This window comes from Flavobacterium procerum, assembly GCF_042431625.1.
Lineage (GTDB): Bacteria > Bacteroidota > Bacteroidia > Flavobacteriales > Flavobacteriaceae > Flavobacterium > Flavobacterium procerum.
Window position 1 is genome coordinate 87,502 of record NZ_JBHLYW010000005.1, and the last position, 18,492, is coordinate 105,993.

19 protein-coding genes are annotated in these 18,492 nt (G+C 35.4%); 16 read left to right on the forward strand and 3 right to left on the reverse strand.

Going from position 1 to position 18,492, the window contains the following annotated elements:
• Positions 1-14 precede the first annotated feature (14 nt).
• From ACFFLS_RS04500 to ACFFLS_RS04510, 3 genes are all read left to right on the forward strand, one after another.
• Positions 15-533, forward strand: coding sequence for a ferritin (locus ACFFLS_RS04500; protein WP_179003006.1), 519 nt, complete (start codon positions 15-17; stop codon positions 531-533).
• A gap of 81 nt (positions 534-614) precedes the next feature.
• Positions 615-800, forward strand: coding sequence for a hypothetical protein (locus tag ACFFLS_RS04505; protein ID WP_379684005.1), 186 nt, complete (start codon positions 615-617; stop codon positions 798-800).
• A gap of 373 nt (positions 801-1,173) precedes the next feature.
• Positions 1,174-1,866: a DUF2461 domain-containing protein gene (locus ACFFLS_RS04510; RefSeq protein WP_379684006.1), complete on the forward strand. Its 693-nt coding sequence runs from the start codon at positions 1,174-1,176 to the stop codon at positions 1,864-1,866.
• Positions 1,867-1,949: 83 nt separating this feature from the next.
• Here the strand turns inward: ACFFLS_RS04510 and ACFFLS_RS04515 are convergent, their stop codons facing one another.
• Positions 1,950-2,276: a single-stranded DNA-binding protein gene (locus tag ACFFLS_RS04515; protein WP_379684007.1), complete on the reverse strand. Its 327-nt coding sequence runs from the start codon at positions 2,274-2,276 to the stop codon at positions 1,950-1,952.
• 185 nt (positions 2,277-2,461) lie between these two features.
• Here ACFFLS_RS04515 and ACFFLS_RS04520 point away from each other — a divergent pair, with 185 nt between their 5' ends.
• From ACFFLS_RS04520 to ACFFLS_RS04575, 12 genes are all read left to right on the forward strand, one after another.
• Complete coding sequence (locus ACFFLS_RS04520) at positions 2,462-2,944, forward strand: hypothetical protein (RefSeq protein ID WP_379684008.1); 483 nt, start codon at positions 2,462-2,464, stop codon at positions 2,942-2,944.
• A gap of 80 nt (positions 2,945-3,024) precedes the next feature.
• Positions 3,025-4,554, forward strand: coding sequence for a GNAT family N-acetyltransferase (locus tag ACFFLS_RS04525; protein ID WP_379684009.1), 1,530 nt, complete (start codon positions 3,025-3,027; stop codon positions 4,552-4,554).
• Complete coding sequence (locus tag ACFFLS_RS04530) at positions 4,551-4,898, forward strand: hypothetical protein (RefSeq protein WP_379684010.1); 348 nt, start codon at positions 4,551-4,553, stop codon at positions 4,896-4,898. The genes ACFFLS_RS04525 and ACFFLS_RS04530 overlap by 4 nt, the downstream gene beginning before the upstream one ends.
• A gap of 13 nt (positions 4,899-4,911) precedes the next feature.
• Positions 4,912-7,305: a M28 family peptidase gene (locus ACFFLS_RS04535; protein WP_379684011.1), complete on the forward strand. Its 2,394-nt coding sequence runs from the start codon at positions 4,912-4,914 to the stop codon at positions 7,303-7,305.
• 217 nt (positions 7,306-7,522) lie between these two features.
• Positions 7,523-8,338 (forward strand): NAD-dependent epimerase/dehydratase family protein, encoded by an 816-nt coding sequence (locus tag ACFFLS_RS04540; RefSeq protein WP_379684012.1) that lies wholly within the window; start codon positions 7,523-7,525, stop codon positions 8,336-8,338.
• 54 nt (positions 8,339-8,392) lie between these two features.
• Positions 8,393-8,869 carry a methylated-DNA--[protein]-cysteine S-methyltransferase gene (locus ACFFLS_RS04545; protein WP_379684013.1) on the forward strand — a complete coding sequence of 159 codons (477 nt, stop codon included), beginning with the start codon at positions 8,393-8,395 and terminating at the stop codon, positions 8,867-8,869.
• Positions 8,870-9,002: 133 nt separating this feature from the next.
• On the forward strand, positions 9,003-9,716 hold the full coding sequence (locus ACFFLS_RS04550; protein WP_379684014.1) for a 3'-5' exonuclease: 714 nt from the start codon (positions 9,003-9,005) through the stop codon (positions 9,714-9,716).
• Positions 9,717-9,885: 169 nt separating this feature from the next.
• Positions 9,886-10,956, forward strand: a complete 1,071-nt coding sequence (locus tag ACFFLS_RS04555) for a winged helix DNA-binding domain-containing protein (protein ID WP_379684015.1) — start codon at positions 9,886-9,888, stop codon at positions 10,954-10,956.
• Positions 10,957-11,240: 284 nt separating this feature from the next.
• Entirely contained in the window at positions 11,241-12,680 is a 1,440-nt protein-coding gene (locus ACFFLS_RS04560; RefSeq protein ID WP_379684016.1) for a spore maturation protein, read from the forward strand.
• Between the two features lie 43 nt (positions 12,681-12,723).
• Positions 12,724-13,338 (forward strand): hypothetical protein, encoded by a 615-nt coding sequence (locus ACFFLS_RS04565; protein ID WP_379684017.1) that lies wholly within the window; start codon positions 12,724-12,726, stop codon positions 13,336-13,338.
• A 44-nt stretch (positions 13,339-13,382) separates the two neighbouring features.
• Positions 13,383-14,114: a hypothetical protein gene (locus tag ACFFLS_RS04570; RefSeq protein WP_379684018.1), complete on the forward strand. Its 732-nt coding sequence runs from the start codon at positions 13,383-13,385 to the stop codon at positions 14,112-14,114.
• Between the two features lie 69 nt (positions 14,115-14,183).
• Positions 14,184-15,788: a fumarate hydratase gene (locus tag ACFFLS_RS04575; protein ID WP_379684019.1), complete on the forward strand. Its 1,605-nt coding sequence runs from the start codon at positions 14,184-14,186 to the stop codon at positions 15,786-15,788.
• Between the two features lie 118 nt (positions 15,789-15,906).
• On the opposite strand, the gene ACFFLS_RS04580 is transcribed toward ACFFLS_RS04575, so the two are convergent.
• Together ACFFLS_RS04580 and dinB are read right to left on the reverse strand one after the other, a co-directional pair.
• The gene (locus ACFFLS_RS04580) at positions 15,907-16,407 is read right to left on the reverse strand and encodes a PAS domain-containing protein (protein ID WP_379684020.1); all 501 of its coding nucleotides are present in this window, start codon (positions 16,405-16,407) and stop codon (positions 15,907-15,909) included.
• Positions 16,408-16,506: 99 nt separating this feature from the next.
• Positions 16,507-17,589: a DNA polymerase IV gene (gene dinB / locus ACFFLS_RS04585; protein ID WP_379684021.1), complete on the reverse strand. Its 1,083-nt coding sequence runs from the start codon at positions 17,587-17,589 to the stop codon at positions 16,507-16,509.
• Positions 17,590-17,728: 139 nt separating this feature from the next.
• Here dinB and ACFFLS_RS04590 point away from each other — a divergent pair, with 139 nt between their 5' ends.
• The gene (locus tag ACFFLS_RS04590; RefSeq protein WP_379684022.1) at positions 17,729-18,463 is read left to right on the forward strand and encodes a metallophosphoesterase family protein; all 735 of its coding nucleotides are present in this window, start codon (positions 17,729-17,731) and stop codon (positions 18,461-18,463) included.
• The last annotated feature ends 29 nt before the right edge of the window (positions 18,464-18,492 follow it).

The following is an 18,492-nucleotide window of genomic DNA, read 5'->3' on the forward strand; positions in this document are numbered from 1 at the left end:
AAAAGAATCATATTATGCTATCAAAAAATATTGAATCGGCTTTAAACAAGCAAATCCGCATAGAAGCAGAATCTTCGCAAACGTATCTTTCTATGGCTTGTTGGGCAGAAGTACAAGGATTAGAGGGAATTGCTCAATTTATGTACACACAGTCTGATGAAGAGCGTGCACACATGCTGAAACTGGTTAAGTATGTAAACGAACGCGGAGGCCACGCTCAGGTAACAGATTTAAAAGCCCCTAAAATAACGTATTCTACTTTTAAAGAAATGTTTGAGGAGCTTTACAATCATGAACTTTTTGTTTCGAAATCAATCAACGAATTGGTACACATTACTTTTGAAGAAAAAGATTATGCAACACATAATTTCTTACAATGGTATGTTTCTGAACAAATCGAAGAAGAAGCTACAGCTAAATCTATTTTGGACAAAATCAACTTGATTGGTGAAGATAAAGGCGGGCTTTACTTGTTTGACCGTGATATTCAGCAGTTAACAGTCACAAGTTCAATTGCAATCAATCCAAAATAAAAAAGTTAAAGTTTATTTAGAATATTTAAAAATTACTTTTTTCCTTTATATTTGTCTCTGTTTTTATAATACAGAGGAAAATTGGGCAAGAAAGAAAAAGACAAGGACAAGAAAAAGGATAAAAAGAAAAAGAAAAATTCTGAAATCCTTGATAAGATTAAGAAGATTGAAAATTGTAAATCTTCTTGCTGTGAAAAATATAAAAAGAGCGAAAAGAAACGCTGTTCTCGCTGTCCTATGTTTGATTTATTCAAAAAAACGGCTTAACAACATATACAAAAACCCATCGGAAACTCTGATGGGTTTTTTATTGTTCAGTAAACCACTTATGTATTTTTGTACTTTAAGTTCATCGTTTTCTTGACAGACTGAAAGTCCAAAATATTGGTAAACTTAATTCCAAACCACAAATTGCACACCCGAGCGATAGCGAACTGACGAAGTAAATTTTCGCAAATTAATTCTACTTAACTCTTTTTTGTGTTAGCAAATCTTTGTCAAACCCTAGTCAATTTGTGGTAATTTGCGTAATTTGTGGTTAGAAAACTTTGTTAGAGCCTGAAAGCAAAATGTATTGAAGTATATAGTTTTAAACTATTTTTGATACCAATAAATTTCATTTTCTGATTTCAACTTAACTATGGAAAATCACATCACTATACCTCAATCAAGCCTTGACTTTCTGGTTCAGCTTAAAGAAAACAATAACAAACCTTGGTTTGACGAACATAAATCTGACTATTTAATCGAATTAGAACATATTCAAAACTTTGCTGATGCTTTATTAAAAGAACTTTCAAAAACGGATGTGCTGGAAAATACTTCAGGCAAAAAAAGCGTTTACAGAATTTATCGCGATATTCGTTTTTCTAAAGACAAAACTCCGTTCAAACATTATTGGGGAGGAAGTTATACGCGTGCAACAGCTGCAAGACGTGGTGGTTATTATTTTCATTTGGAAAAAGGAAACAGTTTTTTCGCCGGCGGATTTTGGGGCCCAAATGCATCCGATTTAAAACGTATCAGAACTGAATTTGGATTTAATTCTGAAGCTTTCCGAGAAATCCTGAACTCAAAATCTTTTAAAGATACTTTTGGAACACTACAAGGCGAACAATTGAAAACAGCTCCAAAAGGTTTTGACGCAGATCATGAAGCTATTGATTTACTGCGCTACAAACAATTCTTAATCATAAAGCGTTTTACCGATGAGGAAGTATTGAGCCCAATGTTTTTAGAACAAGCCTTAGACACTTTCAAAAAAATGAGACCGTTTTTTGATTATATGAGCGAAGTATTGACCACTGACAGCAATGGAGCTTCAATTCTTTAATTGTATTTCATTATAAAAATCAAACCCGACAAGTTGAAACCTGTCGGGTTGTTTGTTTTCCGTGGTGTATAATCAAGGATTATTTACAGCAATAAAATCTCGTTTACAACCACTTCGGTTACATATTTCTTTTCTCCGTTTTTGTCGTCGTAACTTCTATGAGTTAATTTCCCGTCAATAACTACTTCTTTTCCTTTTGTGACAAACTTTTCGATAATTTCGGCCACTTTTCCCCAGGCAGTTACACGATGCCATTCGGTTTGTTCTACCTTATCTCCTTTTTCATTTCTGTAAACATCGTGTGTTGCGATTGTTAAGTGCGCTAGTTTTTTACCACTTTCTAATGTTTTAATTTCAGGATCATTTCCTATATTTCCGATTAGTTGTACTCTGTTTTTCATTGCATTCATGGCGTATACTTATTTTAAATGTTTGTAAAATGAATTCGTCTTTCAAATTCAACATTGCAAAGATGAGTCGATGGCAAAAATATAGTCGGTTATTAACTGTTTACTTTCGACTGTAACTATTTGTAAGCGTTTGTAAATGGATATTTTTTTTGTATATTTGAGAGTAATCACTCAATTGAGCACTAATGAAATTAGGAACTAAGAGAAAATCAATCATACGTTTTCTAGCAATTATGAGTTTGCTGATTTTCTTTATGCCTTTTTTCCAAATGTGCTCAGATGAAAATCTAAAAAGGGAATCGGGATTTATAAAAACCCATTCGATAACAAAAACAGAAAAAGAGAAAGAAATAGCTTTTCAGAAAGCAAAAAAGGATTTTTCGATAAGCGGTTATGAACTTGCAATGTCTTTTGAACCCACATTTTTAGGCTTCACTGCCATTATGTTTCTCAATATAACAATTGCGGTCTGCGTTTTTCGCAGACATTACAAACTGCTATTCTTTAGTTTCATAAATCTATTCATCATCATAACCTCTATTGTGGCTTTTGGCTTATCATTGCCAGGTTTAACACAAATAAGGTATGGTATGATTCTTTGCTTGCTCAATGCCGTGCTTCTTTTCTATTTTATTTACCGAGAAGGAGAAGTAAAATATCACTCGTAATTCCCTCATTAAATTAATAATCAATTAGTTTTTGTGCTTCGGATTAGTTCGAACTCAGATTCAAAACGAACTTAAAATATATGCAGACTAAAATCAATAAAGTAGAACTACGAAATTTAGAAATAGAAGACTACAAACAATTAAAAAAATCAATGATTCAGTCTTATCCAGAAATGGCTGATTCGTATTGGAAATCGGATGATATCGAAAGACTGCTTTCTATTTTTCCGGAAGGGCAACTTGTCATTTTAGTTGACGGAAAAGTAGTTGGATCGGCGCTTTCGCTGATTATCGATGAAAAATTAGTAGACAAGAAACACAATTACCAGCAAATCAGTGGTAATTATACGTTTTCGACCCATAATAAAAATGCTGAAATTTTATACGGAATCGATGTTTTTATTCATCCAAGTTATAGAGGACTTCGTTTAGGAAGGCGTTTATATGATGCCAGAAAGGAACTCTGCGAACAATTGAACCTAAAAGCCATTGTCTTTGCAGGAAGAATTCCAAATTACAGACAATATTCGTCTAAAATGTCGCCAAAAGCGTATATCGAAAAAGTAAAAAGCAAAGAATTGTACGATCCGGTGCTTTCATTTCAGCTCAGCAATGATTTTCACGTTTTAAAAATCATGAAAAATTATCTTGAAGGAGACGAAGAATCCAAAGAATTTGCTGTTTTACTCGAATGGAACAACATTTATTATGATGAAAGTCCGAAACTCATTAACACACAAAAAAACATTATCCGTTTAGGATTGATCCAATGGCAGATGCGCCAGCTCAATAATGTTGAAGCTTTGTTTGAGCAAGCTGAATTTTTTATTGATGTCGTTTCGGGCTACGGAAGTGATTTTGCTCTTTTTCCAGAACTTTTTATCGCGCCGTTGATGGCCGATTACAATCATCTTTCTGAGGCAGAAGCTATTCGTGAACTAGCGCGACATTCAGAACCAATTCGAAAACGCTTTCAAGAATTTGCCATTTCATACAACATCAACATCATTACCGGAAGTATGCCTTATCTAGAGGGCGGGAATCTTTACAATGTCGGTTTTTTATGTAAACGCGACGGAACATCAGAAATGTACACCAAAATTCATATTACACCAAACGAAGTTGTGCATTGGGGAATGAAAGGCGGTTCGCAATTTAAGACTTTCGATACCGACTGTGGCAAAATCGGAATTTTGATTTGTTACGACGTTGAGTTTCCGGAACTTTCCAGACTATTGGCCGATGAAGGAATGAACATTCTGTTTGTGCCATTTTTAACCGATACTCAAAACGGTTATACACGCGTAAAACATTGCTCGCAGGCACGCGCCATAGAAAACGAATGTTATGTAGCGATTGCGGGTTGTGTCGGAAATCTTCCAAAAGTAAATAATATGGATATTCAGTATGCGCAGGCATCTGTTTTTACACCTTCTGATTTTGCTTTTCCAAGTAACGGAATTAAGGCCGAAGCCACTCCAAATACTGAAATGACCCTAATTGTAGACGTAGACCTGAACCTGCTGAAACAGCTTCATGAGCATGGAAGTGTACGAATTTTAAAAGACCGAAGAACCGATTTATATCAAATTCAAAAAATGAATCCATGAGAACCTGTCTTGAATGTTCGGAAAAAATTGTAGGCCGGGAAGACAAGAAATTCTGCTCAGATAATTGCCGCAATGCCTACAACAATAAAATAAATAAAGACAGCACAAATTTCATGCGTAATGTAAACAACAAGTTACGCAAAAATTATCGTATTTTGGCAGAGTTAAATACAGATGGTAAATCAAAAGCAACTCGAGACAAACTGCTTTCAAAAGGATTTGATTTTGAATATTTTACCAACATTTTACAAACCAAAACAGGAAATACATACTATTTTCTGTACGACCAGGGCTATCGTTCTCTGGACAATGATTATTTTATGCTTGTTAAAAAAGAAATTTAGTAACTAATTCATCATGAGAAAAAACCAAACCTCAATTCTAGCCATAATTGGTATTCTAATTATTCTCGCCGTAATCTACGCAACAATGATGCCGCAAGGAATTTCAAAAGATGATGAAGCTCTAGCAGAATTTTCGACTGAAAGAGCCATGAATCAAGTAGAAATTATTGCTCAAAAACCGCATTATGTGGGTTCGACAAATCATGAATTGGTTGCAAATTATCTAAAACTCGAACTCAATAGAATTGGATTAGAAACGAGCATTCAAGAAGGTTTTACGCTAAATGACAGAGGTCTTTTGGTAAAATCCAAAAATATTCTGGCTAGAATAAAAGGAACCAATAATTCAAAAGCTTTATTGCTTCTTTCTCATTATGACAGCGCGCCGCATTCTTTTTCTAAAGGAGCAAGCGACGATGCTTCGGGAGTAGCGACCATATTAGAGGGAATTCGTGCTTTTTTATATTCTAAACATCCGCAGAAAAATGATATCATTATTCTTTTTTCTGATGCCGAAGAACTTGGCCTAAACGGAGCTGCTCTGTTTGTGAATCAGCATCCTTGGGCAAAAGATGTTGGTTTGGTTTTAAATTTTGAAGCAAGAGGAAGTTCTGGTCCAAGCTATATGTTGATGGAAACCAATGGCGGAAATCAAGCGCTGATTAAAGAATTCAAAAGTGCCAAAGCTTCTCACCCAGTTTCAAATTCTTTAATGTACAGCATTTACAAAATGCTTCCCAACGATACTGATTTGACCGTTTTTAGAGAACAAGGCAATATTCAGGGTTTTAATTTTGCTTTTATAGACGGACACTACAATTATCACACAGAGCAAGACGATGCCAGTCATTTAAGTCCGACAACTTTGGCGCATCAGGGCACTTATTTAATGCCTTTATTAAAATACTTTTCAAACGTCGACCTGAACAAAACAATATCAACAGAAGATAATGTTTATTTCAACGTTCCGTTTGCATTTATAACCTATCCTTTTTCATGGGTATTTCCGATGACTTTGATTGCATTTGGCGTTTTGGTTCTTTTGCTTTTTATTGGAAAAGCCAAAAGAATCATTTCAATCCGCGAAATTTTCAGAGGATTTGTACCGCTTCTTGGTTCATTAATCGTTGCGGGTCTGGTTACTTTTTTAGGATGGAAGATAATGCTTGAGATATATCCGCAGTATTCAGATTTCTTAAACGGATTTACATACAACGGCCACGCGTACATCGGTGCATTTGTTACCTTGAGCATCGCAATCTGTTTTGCTTTCTATCATCATTTTTCTGAAGCCAAAATAACCATGAATCATTTTGTGGCACCTTTACTGTTTTGGATTATCTTAAATGGCGTTTTGGCAAACAGCTTGGCCGGCGCAGGATTTTTAATCATTCCTGTTTATTTCGGAATTCTTCTTTTCGCCATATTTATCTTTACCCAACATTACAGCCTGGGTTTAAATTTATTGTTCAGTATTCCTGCATTGGCAATTATTGCTCCGTTTATTGTCATGTTTCCAATTGGCCTTGGTCTTAAGATTCTTTTTGGAAGTGCGATATTAACCGTTTTGCTCTTCGGATTATTACTGCCGATATTTGGAGCTTTCTCTAAAAAAGGAGTCTGGATAATTGTATTCTTCCTGACCTCAATCGGATTTTTCATTTATGCAGGTTACAACTCAGGCTATGAAGCTGGAAAAGCAAAATCGAACAGTCTTTTATACGTTTACAATGCCAATACCAATTCGGCTGTTTGGACAACATATGACACCAATTTGGATGAATGGACAAAAGCTTACTTGGGAGAAAAAAACCAAAAAGCAGTTGGTTTGAACGGACTTCCGATTGCCAGCAAATACAATTCTAAGTTTACTTACAGCTCAATTGCTCCAACTGTCAATGTTGAAAAACCAACCATTTCGTTTATCAAAGACAGCGTGGTCGGAAACAATAGATATTTGAAAATTAAAATCAGTCCGAACCGAAAGGTAAATCGTTATGATATTTACGCTAATCCAAAAATGACTTTTTACAATTTCAAGGCCAACGGAGTTTCAACTTCTGGACAGAAAGGAAATCGTCTGGAACGCGAAGACAGCAAAATCCTTTGTTACTATGTAACAGCAAACGAACCACTTCTAATGGAATTCTACATCAACAAATCGTCTGTTTTTGATATGGATCTTATCGAAAGTTCGTTTGATTTAATGACAAATCCATTGCTTAATGTAAAACCAAGACTCGACTGGATGATGCCTACGCCTTTTGTACTGAATGATGCCGTACTTGTACAGCAGAAAATAAAAAAATATGTCGCGCCAGTAAAAATTATTGAGCCCGTGAAGGCAAATGATAGCACTATAATTACTAAAGACAGTTTAATACAATCAGTTGTAAAACCTGAATAAAAATAAGTTTTAGAAATAATAAAAGCAGGCTTTAAATTTTTAAAGTTTGCTTTTATTTTTTAGCAAGCGCATTGCTATATCATAAAATTTTTCAGCAGATTCTGTAGACTTATATTTAATTATGCATATCCCACCCGATTTGCTAAAATCATTTAAATCAGCGTGAAACAAAAAGCTCTGAAACTTTGTATCTTTGAATCTTTGTACCTCTAAAAAAATGACCAAAATAAGCATATTAGGATGTGGCTGGCTCGGATTTCCTCTGGCAGAAAGATTAATCACTGATGGAAATTCGGTTAAAGGATCAACTACATCCGAAAACAAACTTTCAATATTTGAAACCAAGGGTATAAAACCTTATTTGGTTGCGCTTGAAAGCGAAAGTGTCTCAGACGGTATCACTGATTTTTTAGCAGAAACCGAAATCTTGATTATTGACATACCGCCTAAACTGCGAAGTGAAAATACCGATTCCGAAAAGAAAGTTTTTGTTGAGAAAATCAAAAATCTGATTCCGTTTATAGAAAAATCGACAGTTCAAAAAGTACTTTTTGTGAGTTCAACTTCGGTTTATGGCAATGACAACAAATTGATTACGGAAGAAACTACTCCAAATCCAGATACCGAAAGCGGGAAACAATTGATTTTAGCTGAAAAAGCTCTTCAACAAAATCAAAAGTTTGAAACCACAATACTCCGTTTTGGCGGATTAATAGGCGAAGATCGTCATCCTGTAAAGTTTTTAGCTGGAAAAGAAAACCTAGAAAATCCAGATGCTCCCGTGAATTTAATTCATCAAAAAGATTGTATCGCAATCATTGAAGAAATCGTTAAAAAGTCTAAGTGGAATGATTTTTTTAATGCCGTTGCTCCTTTTCACCCAACAAGGAAAGAATATTACACACAAAAAGCAAAAGATTTAAAATTGGATTTACCGAAATTCAGCACTGAAAAATCAACTATTGAAAAGACTATTTCAAGTGAAAAAATTCAGAATGTTTTAAATTATAAATTTGAATTAGGTCATTATTAAACCAAAAACTTTGCGAACTTTACAGTAAACTTAACGTCTTTTCGGTTAAAAAATATGGAAACAGTCTTCATCAATTCACCTTTAGGAATCACCAAAATTATTGGGGACGAAAATGGCATTGCAATAATTTCTGTTTCTGATGTTGGTTCGAATGAAATTTCCTTGAACATTCCAGATTTACTACAAGACGCTGTTCTGCAATTAAACGAATATTTTGAAGGCAAAAGAACCGATTTCAATCTAAAACTAAATCCGAAAGGAACCGAATTTCAACAAAAAGTCTGGAAATCATTATTGGAAATTCCGTATGGAAAAACCGTCAGCTATATGGATCAGACCAAAAAACTAGGCGATGTCAAAGCAATTCGCGCTGTCGCTTCTGCAAACGGTAAAAATCCACTTTGGATCGTCGTTCCATGTCATCGTGTTATAGGCACCAATGGATCTCTAACTGGATACGCCGGCGGGCTATCTCGCAAAAAATGGCTTTTGGAACACGAAAGTCCTTCTGCGCAACAAAGTTTATTTTAAATTCAACACGAATTTCGCAGATTCACACAAATAAAAATTATAGTCTTATATTTACAAAACCTAAAATTCAAAAGATTTTTTTAGTTCATATCAAATTTGTGCTAATTCGTGTAATCTGTGTTATATAAAAACTATGATTGAAAAAATAAACCTCAATAACATTCTCTTTCTTGATATAGAAACTGTTCCTGAAGAAGAAAACTTCAATTTGCTTGACTCAGAAATGCAGTCGCTTTGGGATTTGAAAACACAATATCAGCGTAAAGATGAATTTACACCTGAAGAGTTTTACGAACGCGCCGGAATCTGGGCAGAATTTGGAAAAATAATCTGTATTTCTGTCGGATATTTTACAATCAAAGGAGATGTGCGCAATTTTCGGGTAACTTCTTTTTTTGGAGACGAAAAGAAAATATTAAAAGACTTTTCGAATTTGCTGAATAATCACTTTAATCAGCCTCAACATCTCTTGTGTGGTCATAATGCCAAAGAATTTGACATTCCGTTTATTGCACGTCGTATGATCATTAATCAGTTGGTCATTCCCGACAAACTGAACTTATTTGGCAAAAAGCCTTGGGAAATTCCACATTTGGATACTTTAGAGTTATGGAAGTTTGGCGATTATAAACACTTCACTTCTTTAAAACTATTGACTAAGATTCTCGGAATCCCATCGCCAAAAGGCGATATTGATGGAAGTCAGGTCGCACATGTCTTTTATGTCGAAAAAGATATTGATCGCATCATCACCTATTGCGAAAAAGATACAATTGCTGTAGCACAGATTTTTTTACGCTTACGCAGAGAAGATTTGTTGATTGAAGACGAGATTATTCATGTATAGCTTTTTTTTTAAGTTGCTAAGATGCTAAGGTACTAAGGTGCTGAGTTTTTTAAATTCATGATTGAAGATTTATTGACTTATATGGGCTCAAATTTTCTCGAAGCAAAGTAATAGAGCTACAAAGTAAAATGAACTTATATAACTTATATGGTTCGAAAAAATAGCAAAGATGACACATCAGGAAATTTCACATCAACGTTTGGTTTCTCAAAAGCTTTATAAAACAAGCCAATGTTCTCCAGAAGAAATTGTAAAACATTTTGGCGCGATGCAGGCTCAGGATTATGCGATGTCAAAATGGGCAGTTGGTTCGCGTTGCGATGCCTCGGAAAGAGAAATTGAAGAAGCCATTAATTCGGGAAAAATAATCCGAACGCATATTTTGCGTCCAACTTGGCACTTGGTTGCTGCAGAAGATATTTACTGGATGCTTGATCTTTCGGGACCGCAAGTAAAACGACTTTTCGCTTCACTTGCCAAAGAGCATGGTTATGATGAGAAAAAACTAGACCAAGTCAATTCGGCTATTGAAAAACTTCTAAGCGGAAACAATCATTTAACCCGAGACGAAATCATGCAGGAACTTAACATCCAAAAAAATGCGGGCGATTTGTCACCTGTTATTGTTATGATGAATGCAGAATTGGACGGTTTGGTCTGTAACGGAAAAATGAAAGGGAAACAAATCACTTATGCCTTGCTTGAAGAACGGGTTTCAAAACCAAAAACGCAATTAACCAAAGAAGAAGCTTTGGCAAAACTTGCGCAACGTTATTTTGAAAGCCATGGTCCAGCAACTGCAGCTGATTTTTCTCACTGGTCTGGGTTTTCAGTGACAAATTGCAAATCAGCCATTAACACAATTAAGTTGCAATTAAGCCGTATTACTATTGATAATCAGGAATATTGGTTCGGAAAAAATCATTCAGGTTTGGATAATTTCCGCGAAAGCGTACATTTTCTTCCCGCTTTTGATGAATTTCTGATTTCGTATAAAAATCGTGAATCTTCTATTTCATTAGAACATCAATCCAAAGTTTTTACCAAAAACGGTATTTTTAAACCGGTAATTTTAGAAAACGGAAAAGTGATTGGAACCTGGAAAAGAACTTCGAAAAAGGACTATGTTAAAATCGAAACGGAGTTTTTCAATTCCATAGATGGGAATAAAAAACAGGATTTATTCAAAGGAATCAATTCATTTGGAAATTATATGGAAAACAAAATTGTGATTGAATAATGTTTCGCTCCGCTGGAGCTTTTTTTTACATACCCTATTAATTTCTATAAACATATCGCTCTTCCAGAGCTATTTTACGTTTGTAGATTTCAACGAATACAATTTTAAAGTCTACTAGTTTTGGAAGAGGTATAAAGAAAATGGCAGAGAAATTCCAGCGGAGTTAAATATAAATAAAATTGTATCAATCAATTATTCAAACCTTAAATCTTCAAATTCACACCTCATTAAATAAATGTTTAGGCATATTATCTAAATAATTACATTTACAAAAAATTACAATTATGGTATTAAGCAGATTTTGGCTAGCGATTTTTATTTCTTCGATTGTTTTTGTAGTGGTAAGCCTTTTTACAGGAAATAGTTATACGATTGATTATGTCTTGAATGGAAAAAAAGACGACCCAATCTTAATTTCTGAAAAATATGCGGAAGAGCTTCCTGCTTTTATCAAAGACAGCATAAAAAAAGCGCCAAAACAGGTCATGATTGTTGACCGAGACACGCTGAATCCTGATACAACTTACGTTTACAGCAATCAAACCGTAAAAATTTTCAGCGGTGTTCAAAAATCAGATGGTTTGCTGCCGACTTGTAAAACAACTTTAGTAGACTTGATTCTACCGCTTATCGCTTATCTGGCTTTTTTCTGTGGTTTGATGGAGCTTTTGATTATTTCGGGAGCATCCGGAAAATTGGCTAAAATTTTGAGTCCCGTTTTTGTGAAAGTTTTTCCGAGTATTCCCAAAAACCATCCTTCGATTTCGTATATGACGCTTAATTTTGCTGCCAATTTCTTGGGTCTTGATTCTGCTGCAACGCCATTCGGATTAAAAGCAATGGAAAGTCTTCAGGAAATAAATCCCGACAAAGACAAAGCCAGCGACGCCCAGATTATGTTTATGTGTCTTCACGCTTCAGGTTTAACATTGATAGCAACTTCAATTATTGGTTATCGCGCTGCTGCAGGCGCCAGTAATCCGGCAGACGTTATGCTTCCATGCATTATCACTTCGTTTATCGGAACTATTGCTGCGTTTTTGATTGTGGGAATCAAACAGAAAATCAATTTCAAAAGTGCTTCGTTAGTGATTGCTTTAATGGTGCTTATTGCTGCTATCATTGGTTTATTGATGTATGTAAATCATTTGGATTTGGTTGGGAAAAACCTTTTTACTTCTAATTTATCCGCTTTAATCTTGATTGCTATTATCGCTTTTACTTTGATTTTTTCTTTCATTCATGAAAAAAAATTCAGCGAAGCCAACACTACTGTTTATGAAAGTTTTGTAGTTGGAGCCAATAACGGTGTAAAAACCGGAGTTACAATTTTTCCATATGTTTTAGGAATGTTGGTTGCCATTTCACTTTTTAGAAATAGCGGACTTTTCGAAATTATCAGCGACGGAATCGGATTCTTGTTTTTAAACATCGGCGTTAGCAAAGAAATTACAAATGCACTTCCGGTTGCCATGTTGCGTCCGTTTAGTTCTGCAGGTTCAAGAGGATTCCTTATAGACTCGATGAGCACTTTTGGTGCTGATTCCTTAACAGCCCGATTGAGCAGTATTTTCCAGTGCAGTGCCGAAAGCACATTTTATGTGATTGCAGTTTATTTTGGTTCGGTTAACATTAAAAACACCCGCTATGCTTTAGGCACAATGCTTTTGGTCGATATCATTTGTGTGATTACGGCTATTTTTGTGGCGACGTGGTTTTTTTAATCTGACATTTATTAAACACCAAATCATCCTAAACAACAGTTTTATGATAAATAAGCTTTTCTCTGCCAATGGATATAAAATCTCTTCATTATATCTTGACGATGAATCTTTTAATTTTTCAAGCAAAAAATTTACTGATGCTGAAGATTTTATAGAATCCTATGACAAAACCATGTCAATGGCCACGAAACTAGAGATACGCTATGGCCGTATTATATCAATCAAAAAGGAAGAAAATAATCGGAGTATAGTAATCCGATACAAATCGACCTTCAGTATCCCGAGTAGCTGTACAATTTCCTTTAGAGATGACAAAGATTATCAACTCTTTTTTGACTGTCTCGAAAATGACCTTGGTTTGTTAAAAACAGAAGATAGATTAAGCCCTTTTCAAGCAATATATGGTCAATTATTTGCGTTAGCAGTAACGTTTGCAATAACTGCTTTTGGTTATTTTGACGCCATAAACCAAACGGACGGGAAAATCGTAAAGGCTTCAACTGGCAAAGAACAGATTTTTAATATTTTGGTTCATATTTTAGGAGCAAACGGTGTATTGTTGGCTGGAGGAATAGTTACCACTATTATCCTATACAAAATAAGCAGAAGAGTTATGAATCCGCCGAATCAATTAAAATTCATTATATCCGACTTTTAGAATATATAAGACCCATTCATTGTTTGTTCAAAAATATACGCCACATGAAATTTTACACACTTTTTTCTCTATTGATTTTATTTAGCTGTCAGAAACCAAAACCTGCAGTTACGGTTGACACTATTTCTAACTCAAAGAAAACTGAAGACACTGTTCTAAAAGAGAAGTTCTTAAAAACAGATACGATAGCGATTTCAGATGGCGAAGATTCCTTTTCTAAAAATTACATCCTTGCCAATCTCATAAAAGAAAATATCGATAAGGACAGTATTGTGACTTCACATTATCAATTGGATTTTTACGAAAACAAGACCAAAACAGCATCTTCTAAAGTAGCTATTAAAGGAAATGAAAAAGGATCCGAATGGAACGCTTATTTTGGGTTGAATGATGCGCCATCCAAAAATTCTCCTTTCCTTCAGGTGTCATATGGTTATCCTGCCTGCGGTTATGCACACGATCATTTTCTTTTCTATTTAAAAAACAACGAAGCCGAGCTTGTTTATTCATGGCTCACAATTTCAGACAGCGGTTGGGGAAATTGGGTTGAGTTTCAGAGTCAGAGTTCTGATTATGAAGCCAAAACATTTTATTGCAAAAATGTTGCATTTAGCCCAGCAGATGGTGAAGATGAAAATATGGGAGTTGTAAGTTATTCAGATTCAACTTTTTTTGAATACAAAAACAAGCATTGGAACAAGAAACTGCTTTCTGCCAAAGACAAAAATTATTTTGAGAAAACAATGACTTTTGACGAGTTTCACAATGCGAAATAACTTGCCGGTAGACCTTATTCAAAATCTTTCTAAAATAAATAATTTCTAACTTTGTAAAAAAACAAAGTAATGATTGATTTTATATACCAGGATCCTTATCCGATTTTGAAGGATGATACGCAGTACCGCAAAATTACTTCAGATTTTGTAAAAGTAGAAGAGTTTGCTGGACGCGAAGTTTTAACCGTTGACCCAAAAGGTTTGGAATTATTGGCTGAAGAAGCCTTGACAGATGTTTCGTTTATGCTTAGAACGACACATCTACAAAAACTAAGAAACATTCTTGACGATCCAGAAGCGACAGACAATGACCGATTCGTAGCTTACAATTTACTGCAAAATGCAACTGTAGCTGCAGAAGGACAATTACCAAGCTGTCAGGATACGGGAACTGCAATTGTAATGGCAAAAAAAGGAGAAAGCATTTTCACTGGTGTTGATGATGCTGAATGGCTGAGCAAAGGAATCTTCAATACATACCAAAAACGCAATTTACGTTATTCGCAAATCGTTCCGATTTCAATGTTCGAAGAGAAAAACTCAGGTTCGAATCTTCCGGCACAAATTGATATTTATGCTAAAAAAGGAGCTTCGTATGAGTTTTTATTTATGGCTAAAGGAGGAGGTTCTGCAAATAAAACTTATTTATACCAACAAACAAAGTCGTTATTGAACGACAAATCGATGGATGCTTTTATCCGTGCAAAAATTAAAGACTTAGGAACTTCGGCTTGTCCTCCTTACCATCTCGCTTTGGTTATTGGCGGTACTTCTGCAGAAGCGAACTTAAGCGCTGTAAAAAAAGCCTCTGCTGGATATTATGACCATCTTCCAACTTCTGGAAATATGGCTGGTCAGGCTTTCCGTGATTTAGAATGGGAAGAACGTGTTCAGAAAATCTGTCAGGAAAGCGAAATTGGAGCTCAGTTTGGGGGGAAATATTTCACACATGATGTTCGTGTAATTCGTTTACCGCGTCACGCCGCTTCTTGTCCAGTTGGATTAGGAGTTTCCTGCTCTGCCGACAGAAACATCAAAGGAAAAATTACAAAAGACGGAATCTTTGTTGAGCAGTTAGAAGTAAATCCTAAACAGTTTTTACCCGAAACAGCACCTCATTTAGAAGCTCCAGTTGAAATTGACTTAGATCAGCCAATGGCGGATATTTTGGCAAAACTATCTCAATATCCAATCAAAACGCGTCTAAAACTAAACGGAACTGTTATTGTAGCTCGAGATATTGCTCACGCAAAAATCAAAGAATTGTTAGACGCTGGAAAACCGATGCCGGAATATTTCAAAAACCACCCGGTTTATTACGCTGGACCTGCAAAAACTCCAGAAGGAATGGCTTCAGGTAGTTTCGGGCCAACTACAGCAGGACGTATGGATGTTTATGTTGATGAATTTCAGAAAAACGGCGGAAGCATGGTTATGCTGGCTAAAGGAAACCGCACCAAACAAGTTACAGATGCCTGCAATAAATACGGCGGATTCTACCTTGGTTCTATAGGAGGTCCAGCCGCAATTTTGGCGCAAGACAACATTCTTAAAGTTGAAGTGGTTGATTTTGAAGAATTAGGAATGGAAGCTGTTCGCAAAATCACCGTTAAAGATTTCCCTGCATTCATTATTACTGATGACAAAGGAAATGATTTTTTTGAGAATCTGTAAGATTTTGCCACAAAGGCACTGTCACAAAGTTTTAATATAAAAAAGCCACTTTATGTGGCTTTTACTTTTGTATCCTTTTAAAAAATCTTTGTGCCTTAGCGTCTTCGCGGCAAAAAAATCAAGCGCTTAAATCCTGTTTTTCAAAAGCTATAAAATGACTGATTTTCCCTTTTTGATTGTAAACAGGAAATGCATTGATTTTGCATTTATATGTTTTTCCGTTTTTTCTGTAATTGTCGAGCGTTTTTTCAAAAGGGATTCTGAGTTTTAGCGCTTCACGAATTTCATCTAAATCTTTTTCTGAAGTTTCCGGCCCCTGAAACATTTTTGGTGTTTTCCCAAGAATCTCTTCTTCTCTGTAACCCGTCATTTTCTTGATGCCGCTTGAAGCGAAAACTATCCTAAGGCTTAAATCAGTCACCACCACCACTTCGTTTTTAATCCTTTCCTTGATGTTTAACTCTTTTTCATCCCAAGTAAATCTATTCGAAATCTGATTTACTTTTTCTAAATCAACTGTAAGTGCTTTCAGTTCTTTTACATATTCATAATGAAAATCCCAAGCCATGATTGGAACAGAATTTCGCCATGTAACGTCTTCAGCATTAACACTCTTCATATATTTTTTTTAATTATTCTACAATCTATTACTCAAAGATAGTCTGAAAATCGCTGCGTTGTTCATGGAATTTCTCATTTTAACATGTTTAAATCTTTATTAAAACGTAAACTTTAACTGAACAACAACTGCTTTTTTCTCTTCGGTATTCAGATTGCTGAGCGAAATTCCGAGCAAACGCACAGAATCTTTCATTTTTTCCTGATAAAGCAGTTCTTCTACCGTTTCCATAATCAGGTTTTTATCAGAAATAAAATAGGGCATCGTTTTGCTTCTGGTCTGTTGTGTGAAATCGCTGTATTTTATTTTCAACGTGATTGTTTTTCCTGATATTTTATGTCTTTGAAGACGTTTTTCTAAAGAAACCGCTATAGATTCTAATTTTTCGAGCATAAAAATCTCTGACGAAAGATTAACATCAAAAGTGTGTTCTGCTGCAACCGATTTGGTAATCCGTGAAGGCTTTACTTCTGAATTATGGATTCCTCGAACAACGTGGTAATAAAAAGCGCCCGATTTGCCAAAATGTTTTTCTAAAAACTCCAACGATTTGTTTTTTAAATCGATTCCAGTAAAAATACCCAACTGATACATTTTCTCAGTAGTTACTTTTCCGACACCGTAAAATTTCCGAATCGGCAATTCTTCTAAAAAAGCTTCGACTTCATCCGGATTTACCGTTTTCTGACCGTTGGGCTTATTGTAATCGCTCGCAATTTTTGCAACGAACTTATTGATTGAAATACCTGCAGAAGCTGTTAATCCTACTTCATTCAAAATTCTTGATCTAATTTCCTGAGCAAGAAGGCTCGCGCTTGGATTTCCTTTTTTATTCTGCGTTACATCGAGATAAGCTTCGTCAAGCGAAAGTGGCTCAACCAAATCGGTATAATCGTGAAAAATTTTATGAATTTTGGATGAAATTTCTTTGTACCGATCAAATCTCGGTCGGACAAAAATGATTTCGGGACAGTATTTTTTGGCCAATACACCGCTTATGGCACTTCTTACGCCAAATTTACGTGCCTCGTAACTCGCCGCCGAAACGACTCCCCGGTTTTCTGAACCGCCTACCGCAACAGCTTTTCCGCGCAAAGCCGGATTATCCATCTGCTCTACCGAAGCATAAAAAGCATCCATATCGATATGAATGATTTTGCGATATAACGGCGTTTCTGACATATTGCAAATTTAAACAGTATAGCAATAAAAAAGCGATGCAAATAGTTATAAATAGTATCAATTTCTAAAGAATAAGAATTGAATGAGATCAAACCAATAATTCTTTCTATTTTTGCTCTTCTACACGAAAAATTAAATAATGCGTACATTTGTTATAGGCGACATTCATGGCGGATTACTTGCACTTGAACAAGTGATGAAAAAAGCCGAAGTTACCACAGAAGATACTCTCATATTTTTAGGCGATTATGTTGACGGCTGGAGTCAGTCTGTTGAAGTAATCGACTATTTGATAGATTTAAAAAGCAAACAAAACTGCATCTGCATAAGAGGAAATCATGATCAACTGGCATTAGATTGGCTCGAAAACAGACATGATGATTTTGATGAAGAAATGTGGTACAAACATGGTGGAAAAGCCACTGTTGAAGGATACGCCAAAATCTCTGAACAGAAAAAAAAATCTCATATCGAATTTCTTGAAAATCTTCAGGATTATTATCTCGATGATCAGAACCGCTTATTTGTCCATGCCGGATTTACAAATCTAAACGGCGTAAAATGGGAATATTTTTCTAAACTATTTTACTGGGACAGAACACTTTGGGAAACGGCACTCTCATTAGACCCAAAATTAAAGGAAGATGATTTATACTATCCTAAAAGATTTACCGTTTATAAAGAAGTTTACATCGGACACACTCCTGTTACACGAATTGGGCAGACAGTACCCGTAAACAAAGCCTGTGTTTGGAATGTTGATACAGGCGCCGCCTTTAGAGGACCTCTTACAATTATGGATATCGAAACCAAAGAATACTGGCAAAGCGAACCGTTAAATGAATTGTATTTTAACGAAAAAGGTAGGAATTAAAGCATTAAAAATTTACATTTGCCCCGCAA